11 protein-coding genes are annotated in these 12895 nt (G+C 75.6%); 1 reads left to right on the top strand and 10 read right to left on the bottom strand.

What is annotated here, in order from left to right; translation table 11 throughout:
• Positions 1-118: 118 nt before the first annotated feature.
• The 9 genes from KG111_RS02420 to KG111_RS02380 form a co-directional block, all read right to left on the bottom strand.
• Positions 119-1177 carry a hypothetical protein gene (locus KG111_RS02420; protein WP_205292235.1) on the bottom strand — a complete coding sequence of 353 codons (1059 nt, stop codon included), beginning with the start codon at positions 1175-1177 and terminating at the stop codon, positions 119-121.
• A complete protein-coding gene (locus KG111_RS02415) occupies positions 1174-2406 on the bottom strand; it encodes a class I SAM-dependent methyltransferase (RefSeq protein ID WP_205292236.1) in 1233 nt (410 codons plus the stop codon). The genes KG111_RS02420 and KG111_RS02415 overlap by 4 nt, the downstream gene beginning before the upstream one ends.
• 109 nt (positions 2407-2515) lie before the next feature.
• Entirely contained in the window at positions 2516-3067 is a 552-nt protein-coding gene (locus KG111_RS02410) for a DUF1648 domain-containing protein (RefSeq protein WP_205292237.1), read from the bottom strand.
• The gene (locus KG111_RS02405) at positions 3064-4386 is read right to left on the bottom strand and encodes a hydroxyacid-oxoacid transhydrogenase (RefSeq protein WP_205292238.1); all 1323 of its coding nucleotides are present in this window, start codon (positions 4384-4386) and stop codon (positions 3064-3066) included. The genes KG111_RS02410 and KG111_RS02405 overlap by 4 nt, the downstream gene beginning before the upstream one ends.
• Before the next feature lie 16 nt (positions 4387-4402).
• Complete coding sequence (locus tag KG111_RS02400; RefSeq protein ID WP_205292239.1) at positions 4403-5296, bottom strand: NUDIX domain-containing protein; 894 nt, start codon at positions 5294-5296, stop codon at positions 4403-4405.
• A 51-nt stretch (positions 5297-5347) separates the two neighbouring features.
• Complete coding sequence (locus KG111_RS02395) at positions 5348-6643, bottom strand: geranylgeranyl reductase family protein (RefSeq protein ID WP_205292240.1); 1296 nt, start codon at positions 6641-6643, stop codon at positions 5348-5350.
• Between the two features lie 228 nt (positions 6644-6871).
• Positions 6872-8263 (bottom strand): hypothetical protein, encoded by a 1392-nt coding sequence (locus KG111_RS02390; protein WP_205292241.1) that lies wholly within the window; start codon positions 8261-8263, stop codon positions 6872-6874.
• 14 nt (positions 8264-8277) lie between these two features.
• Complete coding sequence (locus tag KG111_RS02385) at positions 8278-9093, bottom strand: ABC transporter permease (RefSeq protein WP_205292242.1); 816 nt, start codon at positions 9091-9093, stop codon at positions 8278-8280.
• Positions 9090-10055 (bottom strand): ATP-binding cassette domain-containing protein, encoded by a 966-nt coding sequence (locus KG111_RS02380; protein ID WP_205292243.1) that lies wholly within the window; start codon positions 10053-10055, stop codon positions 9090-9092. Before KG111_RS02380 ends, KG111_RS02385 begins: the two co-directional genes overlap by 4 nt.
• 167 nt (positions 10056-10222) lie before the next feature.
• On the opposite strand from KG111_RS02380, the gene KG111_RS02375 reads away from it, so the two are divergent.
• On the top strand, positions 10223-11497 hold the full coding sequence (locus KG111_RS02375; protein WP_249666269.1) for a glycosyltransferase: 1275 nt from the start codon (positions 10223-10225) through the stop codon (positions 11495-11497).
• A 35-nt stretch (positions 11498-11532) separates the two neighbouring features.
• On the opposite strand, the gene KG111_RS02370 is transcribed toward KG111_RS02375, so the two are convergent.
• Positions 11533-12891 (bottom strand): condensation domain-containing protein, encoded by a 1359-nt coding sequence (locus tag KG111_RS02370; RefSeq protein ID WP_205292245.1) that lies wholly within the window; start codon positions 12889-12891, stop codon positions 11533-11535.
• Positions 12892-12895: the final 4 nt, after the last annotated feature.

Here is a 12895-nt window from a genome sequence, read left to right as displayed (position 1 = left end):
CTCTCTCCGCACAGCCCAGAACCCCGCCGCGTCGGGGCCTGCGGCATGCCCGCACTCCCCCACGGCTCCACCGTGAGCCCCTCGGAGCGCGGTTCGACCGCTCGACGACGACCGGCGCTCAGTGCTCGCGGCGGGTCGACCGCGCCGCCCGCACCAGCAACGCGAGCGCCAGGAGCCCGAGGCCTCCGCCGACGACCCACGGGCTGAGCAGGACATCGCGCAGGGACGTGCCGGAGTCGCCGTCGGCCTGGCTGCCCTCGGTCGCCCCGCCCGTGGCGTCGGTGTCCGGTGAGCCGCTGGGCTCGGCGGGCTCGGTCGGCTCCGCTGCCGCGAGCTGCTCGCGCACCTCGGCGGGCAGCTCGATGCGCAGCACCTCGGCGTCCACGCCCTCCGAGCTCAGCAGCACGGAGCCGTCCTCGGCGACGGCGAGGCCCTCGCCCTGCTTCTGTGCGGGCAGGGCGAACGTGGCCAGTCGCTCCAGGTCGGGCCAGGTGTAGACCGCGGCCTGGCCGTAGTTGCGCAGCAGCAGGTGCCGCCCGTCGGGCAGGAACGCGCCGTCGGTGGCGATGCCGAGCACGGAGCCGACGGGCTCCAGCTCGTTCGGCTCGGTCGCGGACAGCGTCTCGGGGGCAGCGTAGAGCCGGCCGATGAACTCCTTGGCGACGACGTACAGCCGCCCCGTCTCGGGGTGCACGAGCAGTGTCTCGGCATCGTGCGCCCCGTCGGGGTAGACGAGGTCGTAGCCGGTGCCGGGGACCTGTCGCTCCCCGCTGCCGAACGGCACCCGGGTGACCCGGACCGTGTCGCGCCGCCCGAGGTTGTCCCCGATGTCGGCGACCCACACCTCCCCATCGTCGGCCGGAGCGAGCGCCTCGATGTCGACCGCCTCGCCGGAGAAGCGGGTGACGCCGACGGTCTCGCCGCCTGCCGGGTCGACGGTGAAGATCCGGTTGCTGTCGCCGGAGTCGTTGACGGTGACCACCACGCCGTCGCGGGCGACCAGTCCGCTGGACTCGTTGATGTCGGGGTCGGCGAAGGCGAACAGCACCTTCGACGCCACGTCGTCGTCGGCCGGGGCGCTCGCGGCCCCCATCCCGAACGTCGCGACCAGCACCGCCGCCGCGCCCACCCCGAGCAGCCGGCGCGGCCGACGAACCCGGTCGGCGGGCGAGGTCATGACCGCGGTCCGAGCAGCTCCCCGAGCCGGGGTCGGATCTGCCAGGTGGCGACGAGGTCGTCGTACTCCTGCTCCGCGGCCGCGGCGCCTGCGCCACCACCGGCGCCACCGCCGATCGCCCGCAGCAGCGTGTTGCGCGGCGTGTGCTGGCTGTCGACGAACTCCATCACGTCGACCTTGTAGCCGCGGCTGCGCATCAGCAGCGAGCGCAGCGCGTCGGTGAGGGTGTCGGCGAACCGCTCGCGCAGGATGCCGTCGCCGACCAGGGCGGCGTACGGCGCCGGCGGCGGCGTACGACGCAGCTGGGCGGCGATGTCGTGGTGGCAGCAGGGGGCGGCGAGCACGAGCGGCGCACGCCAGGCGACCGCGCGGGCGAGCGCGTCGTCGGTGGCGGTGTCGCAGGCGTGCAGCGCGAGCACCACGTCGGGCGGGGTGTCGAGCTCGACGTCGCCGATGGTGCCGGCGACGAACTCCGCGTCGATGCCGAGTGAGGCGGCGACGGCGGCGTTGTGGTCGCGGGACTGCTCCTTGACGTCGACACCGGTGAGCCGCACCGGCAGGCCGCGGCGCCCGGCGAGCAGGCGGTGCGCGGCGAAGGTCAGGTAGCCGTTGCCGCAGCCCAGGTCGACCACGTGCAGCGGCCGCTCCGGGGTGGGGGTCCGCAGCCGGCCGCGGCTGCGGGCCTCGGTGATGGAGGCGTCCAGGATCCGCAGGAAGTCCTCGACCTGGCGGTACTTGGCCATCCGGGTCGGCTTGATCCGGCCCTTGGCATCGGTCATCCCCAGCGCGGCGAAGACGGTGTCGTCCTCGGCGAGCATCCGCTCCTTGGCCCGGTCGTGGCTGCGGTCCGGCGCCTCGCCGGCGGCGGGGTCGGCGGCGGCGGTGTGCACCGCCGCGGCGCCCTTCTTGGTGACCCGCAGCGAGAGCCGGTGCTCGGTGGTCTCGGTGGTCCAGTTGCCGTAGGGCTCGGCGAGCAGCCGGTCCACCTCGGCGGCCGCGGCCTCACCGAGGGCGTGGTTGGAGGTGTGCGCCTGCGTGGCGTCGTAGCACACCACCTGCAGGTGCGTGCCGGCCTTCAGGTCGACCCAGCGCAGCTCGACGCGCCGCCACGGCGGGGTCTCGGAGCGGCGGCGGCCGGAGGCGACCGCACGGACGAGGGCGTCGGTGGAGAGCAGGTCCGCGCGGACGCGGGCGAGCCCGTCCTCGAGGGTCTCGGTGCTGCTGGCCATGCGTTGGTCCCGCTCAGCCGACCAGGGCGGCGATCACGACGATCAGCAGCAGGATCACCAGCGCGGCCGGGATGATCAGTCGACGTTGGCGCGGGTTCACGACCCGATCCTACGGTCCGGCGACGCGATCCCCCGATTGCCCGCGACCCTCAGGAGCCGAGCCCGGCTCGGGCGCACGGCGCCTGTGCACGGCGACCGACCAGCCGAGGACGAACACCAGGTAGCCGATGAGGACCGCGATGAACAGCGCGTCCAGGTGCGGGTCGGCGCTGCGGGCGGCACGGAGCGTGACCAGCACCATCGCCGCCAGGAACACCAGGGTCGCGGCGGCCAGCACCTCCCCCTCGACCCGGGTACGACGACGCAGCTCCGCTGTGCGCGCCGGGGTCGCGGTCCACCAGTCCTTGTGCGGGGTGTTCAGCCAGCCGAGCGGGATCCGGTCGCTGGCCGCGGCGATGCCGCCCAGGAGCCCGCCGAGGCCGACCCCGACGAGGGCGAAGGTCGCCAGCGCGCTGTACCGTCCCGCCCACTGGTCGACCTCGCCGTCCGCGCCGAAGTGCAGCGGCACCCGGTCGGGCAGCAGCGCGGCGGCGAGCAGCCAGGCCACCACGAACACCGCCGTCGCCAGCGCGAGCAGGACACGTGGGCGGGTGCCGCTCACCACAGCTCGAGCGAGGCGCCGACGACGCCGGCCAGGTCCTCGGCGGTGACGTCCTTGGGCGCGGTGGCCAGCAGCCGCTGCTGCTGCAGCGCGCCGGCGACCAGGTCGTCGACGTCCCCGGCGCCGTAGCCGACGGCGGCCAGCCCGTTGGGCAGCCCGATGTCGCGCATCAGGTCCACCAGCACCGTCGGCAGCAGGTCCGGACCGTCGGCGGCCGCGGAGGCGTCCGTGGCCCCGGCGAGCAGCCGGGCCGCGCGCAGGTGCCGCTGCGGGGCGGCGTCGAAGGTGAACCGGAACGCCTCCGGGGCGGTCAGGCCCACCGCCATGCCGTGCGGCACCATCGGCTCCTGGCCCGGGTAGTCGGCGGGGCGGAAGTCACGCACCCGCCCGGCGATCGGGTAGGCGTTGGCGTGCGGCACGTGCACACCGGCGTTGCCGAAGCCCAGCCCGGCGAAGGTGGCGGCCAGCGCCATCGCGTCCGCTGCTGCGGGGTCCGCGGGCGCGGCCGGGTCGCCGGGCTCGCGTCGTACGGCGGCGCGGAACGCACCGGCCAGCAGCCCCAGCGCGCGCTCGGACCAGACGTCGGAGATCGGGTTCGACCCGCAGTAGGGCACCCGCTGCTCGGCGGTCTTGGCGGGCTGGTCGGCGAACCAACGGGCGGTGTAGCTCTCGAGCGCGTGGCAGGCGATGTCCATGCCGGCCGCAGCGATGACCCCGGCGGGCTGGGTGGCCGACAGCGAGGGGTCGACGACGGCGAGCCGCGGGCGCAGCGCGGGGTGGCTGATGCCGGTCTTCACCTTCAGCGACAACACGTCGAGCACGCAGATCGTGGTGGACTCGCTGCCGGTGCCCGTGGTGGTCGGCACCGCCGCCAGCGGCAGCACCGGCCGCTCGGGGGCGCGGGCCTTGCCGACGGGCGCGTTGATGTAGTCCATGAGGTCGCCGGGGTTGGTCAGCAGCAGGGCGACCGCCTTGCCGGTGTCGATCGAGGAGCCGCCGCCGACCGCCACCACCGCGTCGATGCCGGCACGGCCGGACTCGGCGCGGGCGAAGTCGACGGCGTCGATCAGGGAGGCGTCGGTGGGCTCGACCCGGGCGCGGTCGTAGACGACCACCTCGATGCCGTGGGCCCGCAGCGAGTCCGCGACGGTCTCGGCGTGCCCGGCCGCCGCGACGTCGGGGTCGGTGACGACCAGGGCCCGGCGCGCGCCCCAGCCGCGGACGTCGTACCCGACCTCGGTGGCGGCGCCTCGACCGAACTTCAGCGCCGGCGCGGCGTAGGTGAAGACGCTCTCCAGGGGGCTGGCTCCATCGCTCATCTGTTCACCGTAGTGCTCAGGAAGCGTCTCCGGCAGCGTCGATCGCGGCGAGCACGGAGCGGTAGACCTTCAACCGGCCGGCGGCGACGTCGGCGAGCGGCACCCAGGCGACCTCGTCGGTGGTGCCGTCGGTCTCCATCACCTTGGGCTCGCCGTCGCCGACCCGGGCGCGGTAGATGACGCCGATCGCGTGGAAGTCCTCGGCGCGCCCGTTCGGCGCGGTGCCGGTGAAGTGGTGGTCCAGCACGGTGAGCAGCCCGGCGGCCTCGCCCTCGAGCCCGCACTCCTCCCACAGCTCACGGCGCACGGTGTCCACCGGCGTCTCACCGTGGTCGATGCCGCCGCCGGGCAGGTGCCAGGTGCCGGGGTCGGGGGCCAGTGCGGAGGTGCGGGTCAGCAGGATCGCTCCGTCGCGCACCACGTAGGCGTAGGCGGCCGTGCGCTGCCGCTGCCAGACCCGGTACGACGCCAACGCGTCCGCGACGAGCGCGACCGTGGGCACGGAGCCGTCGAGCACCCCGGCGATCGGCTTCCACGCGGCCTCGGCGGTCGAGCCGTCGACCTCGGTGACCCGCGGCTCGGGCGAGTCGGCCGGCACCCAGCCCTCGTAGACGATGCGCACCGAGTGCGCGTCGACCCGGCGGCCGCGACGCCAGGAGTCGGCGACGTGGGTGGAGAACACCTGGGCGGTGGGTTCGACCTGGACCGCCAGCCCGGTCTCCTCGTAGACCTCGCGGACCACCGCGTCGGCGGGGTCCTCGCCGTGCTCGACGCCGCCGCCGGGCAGCGACCACAGCTCCTTGCGGGTCACCCGCTCGGAGAGCCGGGACAGCAGGATCTGGCCGTCGCGCACGATCACCGCATAGGCGGCCAGGCGCTGGACGCGCTGTGCTGCCTCGCCCCTCCTCATCCCTCCAGCCTACGGATCACCGGACGCGACACGGGTCGGGGTCGGGGTCGGTCAGGAGAACGGCGGGCGCGCGTCGCGGGCCAGCGACGCCTTGCCGGCCCAGCGCCACACCCGGGCGGCCCGGTCGCGGTCGGAGTCGGTGACCAGGTTGCCCATCCAGCGCAGCGCCAGCGTCATCAGCAGGTCCGAGCGCATCCCGACCGGGCCGAGCGCGGGCAGCAGCCGGGGCACGGTGACCAGGCCGGCGAGACGACGGGCGATCGAGAAGGACTCGCCGTAGTGCTCACGCAGCAGGTCCGGCCACACGGTGCCCAGGTCGAGGTCGTCGGCTCGGCCGGTGGCGTCGGCGAGCAGCTCGGCGACGACGCGGCCGGTCTCCAGCCCGTAGTCGATGCCCTCGCCGTTGAGCGGGTTGACGCAGGCGGCGGCGTCGCCGATCAGCGCCCAGTTGCGCCCGGCGACGTTGGAGACGGCGCCGCCCATCGGCAGCAGCGCCGAGGCGGGGGCGCGCAGCTCGGCGCCCAGGCCGAACTCCTCGCGCAGGCGGTCGGCGTAGACCTTCATCAGCGGCTTGATCGCCACGTCGGCGGGCCGCTTGGCGGTGGCCAGGGTGCCGGCGCCGAGGTTGACCTCGCCGCTGCCGGCACCGAGCGGGAAGACCCAGCCGTAGCCGGAGAGGATCTCGTCGTCCTCCCCGCGCAGCTCCAGGTGGGAGGAGATCCAGGGGTCGTCGGCGCGGGTGGAGGTGACGTAGGTGCGTCCGGCGACGCCGTACACGGTGTCGCGGTGCCACTCCCGACCCAGCAGCTTGCCGAGCGGGGAGCGCACGCCGTCGGCGACGACGAGGTGGCGGCAGGCGACCTCACGCAGCTCGCTGGTCGCGCCCGCGCCGCCGCCTGGGGCCGTGGAGACCTTGAAGACGACCGCCGCCACCCGGTCGCCGTCCATGCGTACGTCGACGGCGCGGGCCCCGTCGAGGCCGACCGCGCCGGACTTGAGCGCGAGGGTGCGCAGGTGGTCGTCGAGCTCGGTGCGCGGCACCGCGCTGCCCCAGTCGGGCAGGCCGCCGCCGGGCCACGGCAGGTGCAGCGTCTGGCCGAAGCCGTGGGCGCGCAGCCCGTGGTTGACGGTGTGGGCCCGCACCCAGTCGCGCAGCCCCAACCGCTCCAGCTCGCTGATCGCCCGCGGGGTGAGCCCGTCACCGCAGGTCTTGTCGCGCGGGAAGACCGCAGCGTCGGCGAGCACGACGTCGAGCCCGGCGCGCGCGACCCAGGCGGCGGCGGCCGCGCCGGCCGGCCCGGCGCCGACGACAAGCACGTCCGTGGTGGTCGGGGTGGGATCACTCACCCGGCGATTGTGTCAGTCGTTGCCGCATCCGGGGCCCGGTGGTCTCGTCGGACTCGTCGAGCGCCTGCTCCGAAGGAAAACCGGCGCTCGACGGTTCAGCCGCCCGCTGCTGGGTACCAACAAGGACGGATCACGACGCCGGTGTGCCCGGGCCCGGGCGGGCACAGCGAGCAGGACCCACGGACAAAGCCCCCGCGAGTACGCCTCGCGGGGGCTTTCCCGTCTCCCTCACCAGAGCCGCGGCGCCAGCCCCCAGCGGTCGTAGACGCGGTCGACGTCGGCCCACAGCGACGCGGCGTCCGGCCACAGGTCAGGGTCCATGCCGAGCAGCCCCAGGGTGACCGTGTCGCCGGTCTGGTTCCACCACGCGGTCAGCCCGCCGCGGCGGCTGCGCATCATGTCCGGGGTCACCTGCTGGGTGACCGAGCGCATCAGCACCGCGCTGGCCAGTCGCCCGAAGGGCGCCGCGAACGGCTCCGGGAGCCGGCCGAGGTTCGAGCACAGGCACAGCGGGGCCGCGATCCGGCTCGCCACCCGCCGCACCACTGGGTCCGGCAGCAGCTGCACGAGCGGCTGCAGCGGCTCCATCGGGTCGATGCGGGTGCCGGCCGCGAGCCCGGCGAACGCCTGCCGGGCGCGGGCGCGCACTGTGCCCAGGTCGCCCACCCGCGCGGTCGCGGGCTCCCCGCCCGGCTCGGTGTCGACGACGATGGACACCCCGGTGGTCGCGTTGCTGCGCAGGTCGCCGGGGGCGCGGGTGTCAACGGGCAGCGCGACCTTGACCGAGGCACCCGGCGGCACCCGGCCCGCGACGCCGAGGACCTCGGTGACCACGGCGACGAGCAGCGAGTTCGCGGTGCCGCCGTGCTCGGCGGCCACCCGGTGCCACTCGGCGGCCGGTGAGGTGACCGCGATGCTCGCCGGGCGGTACGGCGTCGCGTCGGCCCCGCCGCGCGGTGGGCTCGGTGGTTGCTGGTCGGAGGTGAGCACGCCCGCGTCGCGCGCAGGCGGCTGCTGGGCGCGGGCTCGGCGCAGGCCGTGCACGGCGGAGCGGGTCAGGTGCAGCGCGTCGCGCACGTCGTCGCGCAGCCGGACCTGGACGTGCTCGGCAGGCAGCACGGGTTGGGTGCGGCCTTCGACGGCGGCCACGACCGCGCCGATCAGCGCACCGCCGTCGCAGACCTCGTGGCCGACGACGAGCGACATCAGGCTCTCGCCGGTCTCGGTGACCGCCAGCCGCAGCTCCCAGGTGGGGCCGACGACGGGGTCGAGCCGGGTGGCGGCGTGCTCCTCGATCCAGGCGGTGACCGCGTCGGCGGGCACCGGCTCGGCGTCGAGGCGCAGCGGGGCGGCGACGCCCCGCACCCATCGCGGCCGGGCGCCGGGCACCCGGCCGGCGACGGCGAGCCGGTTCCAGGGCCCGGCCGCGAGGCCGCGGTGCACCGCGCGGACAGCGGCGGGGTCCGGCTCGGTGTCGAAGCGCCACACGATCTGGTTGAGCACCGGCATCCCCAGCACCCGGCGGGCCCGCAGGAAGAGGTCGTCGTCTGGCGTGAGCCGGTTGGCGCGGGCGTGGTCGACCGGCAGGCGGCGCCGCAGCGCGCCGCTCACCTGGCTCACCGAGCCCACCACGCTCACCGGGCCTGGCGCACGTAGGCGCGCACGGTCAGCGGGGCGGCGACGGCGAGGATCACGCCGGCGCCCAGCAGGGTGAGCGCGACGTCCTGCCCGGCGGGCTCGCCGGCGGCGAGGTTGCGCAGCGACGTGACCAGGTGGCTCAGCGGGTTGACCTCCGCGATCACCTCCATCCAGCCGGGCATCGACTGCGGCGGCACCAGCGCGTTGGACAGGAACGACAGCGGCATCAGCACCAGCATCGAGGTGCCCTGCACCGCCTGCGCCGACCGCAGCACGACACCGAGGTAGGCGAAGATCCAGCTCATCGCGAACGCGCAGAACACCACCAGCAGGCAGCCGGCCAGCAGTCTTGGCCAGTTCTCGGGCCGGTAGCCCAGCGCGACGCCGACGGCGAGCGTCATCGCGCCGGCGATGACGTAGCGGACCACGTCGGCCAGCAGCGACCCGGCCAACGGCGCGACCCGGCTGATCGGCAGCGTCCGCAGCCGGTCGAAGACCCCGCGGTCCATGTCGTCGCGCAGCTGCACGCCGGTGACGACGGAGGCCGCCACCGCGATCTGGGCGAGCACGCCGGGCACCAGCTGCGGCAGGTAGGCCTGCATGCTGCCGGCGACCGCGCCGCCGAAGACGCCGGCGAACATGACCGTGGCGACGATGGGCAGCAACAGCACGTCGAAGAGCCGCTGCGGGTCGTGCCGGATCAGCAGCAGCCCGCGCCGGGCCAGGCTCAGCGACTGCCCGACGGCGGCGAGCCCGCCGGGCCCCCGCTCCCGGCGCGGCCGCAGGTGTCGCGCCTCGGTCACCGGGCTCATGCCGGCACCTCCCGCAGCGTGCCGGAGGGACCGGTGAGCGAGAAGAACACCTCGTCCAGGGTGGGACGCCGGGCACCGAGCTCGTCGATCTCGATGCCGGCCGCCTCCGCCGCCGCGTGCACGGTACGCAGCTGGGCGAGCTCGACCAGTCCGGCGCTGAGCCGCAGCCCGCCGGGGGCCGCCTCGACGTCGGTGGCACCCAGGTTGAGCAGCAGGGTGTGCATGCGGGGCGCGTCGGCGGCGTCGGCGAGCGTGAGCTCCAGGGTCAGCCCGCCCAGCGAGCGCTTCAGACCGGCCGGGGTGTCGTCGGCGACGATCCGGCCGCGGTCGACCACGCAGACCCGGGAGGCGAGGCGGTCGGCCTCCTCCAGGTACTGCGTGGTCAGCAGCACCGTCGTCCCCCGGTCCACCAGCGTCCGCACGGTGGCCCACATCTCCTCGCGGGTGCGGGGGTCGAGCCCGGTGGTGGGCTCGTCGAGGAAGACCAGCGGCGGGTCCGCGATCAGGCTGGCGGCGATGTCGAGCCGGCGCCGCATGCCGCCGGAGTAGGTGCGCACCGGCCGACGCGCAGCGTCGGTGAGCGAGAACTCCTCCAACAGCTCGGTGCTCCGACGGCGAGCGGCCGCCCGGGACAGCCCGAGCAGCCGGGCGAACAGGGTGAGGTTCTCCCAACCGGTCAGGGCCTCGTCGACCGAGGCGTGCTGGCCGGTCACCGCGATCCGGGCGCGCACCGCGGCCGGCTCGGTGCCGACGTCGTGGCCGAGCACCCGCACCGTCCCGGCGTCCGCGCGCTGCAGCGTGGACAGCACGCGCACCAGGGTGGTCTTACCGGCGCCGTTGGGCCCGAGCACGGCGAAGACGCCGCCGGCCGGCACCTGCAGGTCGATACCGTCGAGGGCGCGGTGCGCGCCGTACGACTTCACCAGGCCGCGCACGTCGATGGCGGGCGTGGCCGGGCTCACCACAAGCACTCCTCACCGCGCCGGGCGCGGTGCCCTACCTTGACCCGCATGGGCGGGCGAGTCACGGAGCGGACGGCGCGGCCGCGCACGGCCGGTTCCTGCACAGGCATGGGTCTCCTCTGGTCGGGGAGCGGGTGGGGGTCGCGGTGCGGGTGACGTTGGGGCTGGTGGGCAGCCGGGGCGACGTGCAGCCCGGGCTGGTGCTGGCCCGCGGGCTGCGCGAGCGAGGTCACGAGGTGACGCTCGGCGTGGCGCCGAACCTGCTCGACCTGGCCGAGCGGGAAGGACTGACGGCGGTGCCGCTGGGGGTCGACAGCGCCGAGCTGCTGCGCTCGGACCTGGTGCGCACCCGGATGCGCTCGCGCGACCCGCGCGAGCGGGTCGCGGCCGTGCGCGAGGTGTCGGTGCACGGCTGGGACGAGCTGCGCACCGGACTGCTGGAGCTGGCTGAGGGCGCCGACGTGGTCCTGACCGGGCTGCTCGGCCAGGAGGTCGGCTCCGCGGTGGCCGAGCGGGTCGGCTGCGGCTTCGCGGCGCTGCACTACGCGCCGGTGCGCGCCAACGACGTGGTCGGGTTGCTGCCCCGCAACGGCGGTCCACGGCTGACGGCCGCGACCTGGCGCGTCGGCGAGCGGCTGCGCTGGCAGCTGACCCGCGCCGGGGAGAACCGGCAGCGCGCCGCGCTCGGGCTGGCGCCGGCCGTGGTCGGCCTGCCGCAGCGCCTCGCCGAGCGGGGCGCCCTCGAGGTGCAGGCCTACGACCCGGTGCTGATGCCGCAGCTGGCCGAGCGCTGGGGACCACGGCGGCCCTTCGTGGGCTACCTGCGCCCCGTGCGCACGGCCGATGTCCCGGCCGACGTGCCGGGGGATGTCATGTCCTCCCGCGCCCAGGGGATTGCCCCGGACGCGGGAGGGGTCGAGGACCCCGAGCTCGAGCGAGCCCTGGGTGAGGGTGCGGTGCACGTCGGGTTCGGTAGCATGCCGGTGCCCGACCCCGCGGCCCTGCTGCGGGTGTTGGACGAGGTCGCCGAGCGCCTGGGCACCCCCATCGTGTGGGGCACCGGCTGGAGCGAGATCCCCGCGGTCTCCTCCGGTCGCCTCGTCGTACGACGCGAGCTGGACCACGCGGCCGTGCTCCCCCGCTGCCTGGCCAGCGTGCACCACGGCGGGGCGGGCACCACCGGTGCCGTGCTCGCCGCGGGCGTGCCGCAGGTGGTCTGCTGGTTCAGCGCCGACCAGCCGCTGTGGGCGCGGTTGCTGCACCAGGCCGGTGTCGGCGAGGGCATGGCGTTCCGCTCCCTCGACGTCGGCCGGCTCACCGACGCGCTGCGACGCGTGCTGGCCGACGGCGTCCGGGAGCGTGCCCGCACGGTGGCCGACCGGGTGGTGCCCGAGGTCGAGGCACTGGCCGCTGCCATCGACGCGCTCGAGCGCGCCCACTGAGACTGCCTCGCCCCGGCCCGGCGGGTTCCCCGGCCTCACCAGAGCCGCACTCCCAGGTCGGTGCCGGCCAACGACTGCCAGTGCGCGAGCTCGGCCTGGACGATCTCGCGCAGCGCGGCGGCGTCGCTGACGGCGAAGGGGTCGAACGCGGCGACGGTGAGCGAGAGCCGCTGCCCGGCGCCGACCAGGAACGTGATCAGTCCGCCTCCGGTGGCCGCTGCCTCCTCGACAGTGAGCTGCTGCTGGTGGACCAGCGCCATCACCCTGCGGGCACCCACCCCGCCGATCGTGGTGAACTCCGGCGGCAGGACACCGACGTTGGAGGCCAGGGCGGCTGCGGCGGGGGCGGGCGGCAACCGGCGCACGGCCGCGTCCGGCAGCATCTGCACCAGCGCCAGCGGCAGCGGCTCCCGGGCGTGCTCGAGGTCGGCATAGGCGGTGCGGCACTGCTTCTTGACCAGGTCCAGCCGACTCTCGCGCAGCGCCCGGTCCTCCAGCCGCACCCGGGCGATGCGGGTGGCGTTGCCGCGTAGGTCCTCGCTGCCGCGGCCACTCACCGGCAGCGCCACGGGCACGTCGGTCTCCGTGAACCGGCCGGTGCGGCGCACCAGGCCGGCGGAGGCGGCGGCGAACCAGGCGTTGACCGAGCCGCCGAGGGTGGTGGCCAGGGCCTGCACGGCCGCTGCGTCCACCTCGGCGACCAGCCAGGACGGCTGCCACCCGGCGCCCTCGGCCGGGAGCTGCCGCGGGGCCGGCGGCGCGGGCGGTGCGGGCGCGGGGGCCGGTGTCTCGACGGGCCCGCCGCCGAGGCGCTTCCGCATCCGGCGCAGGCCGGGGGCGGCCCACCGGGCGACCTCGCCGAGCTGGCCGGCGACGTCGCGGGCATCGGCGAGGGGCCGCAGGAGGCGGGGTGTCTCGGCCGGCAGCTCCAACGGCCGTCCGGCCCCGGCACGCACCACCGCGTCGACCATGGCGCTGCCGTCCGCGACGGCGTGCGGCACGACCAGCGAGAGCACCGCGCCGCCGTCGTCCAGCCTGGCCAGCGACAGCCGCCAGCCGTCGCCGGGCGAGCGCGGGTCCAGCGGCACCCGGCCGCAGGCTTCGACCCAGTCCCGCAGGCCGTCGGTCGTCAGCGGGGTGGCGGTGACCTCGAGCGGCGGCTCGACGGGGTCCGCCACCCAGCGGCCCCGCGCGGCGGGCAGCACCGCCGCACGCGCCCGGCGAGCCAGTGCGCCGCGAGCGAGCGCAGCGTTCAGCGCCCGCACCGCGTCCTCCTCCGGGGCACGCTCGAAACACCAGACCAGCTGGTTGATCACGGGTGCACCCAGGCCGCGGTGGCGGCGCAGGAACATGTCGTCGGCGAATGCCTGACGTGCTTCGGTCGTCGCCCTCACGTGC

The sequence above is a fragment of the Nocardioides faecalis genome (assembly GCF_018388425.1).
Lineage (GTDB): Bacteria > Actinomycetota > Actinomycetes > Propionibacteriales > Nocardioidaceae > Nocardioides > Nocardioides faecalis.
Note: the sequence above shows the minus strand (reverse complement) of the source record. Positions and strands in the feature narration are given on the sequence as shown.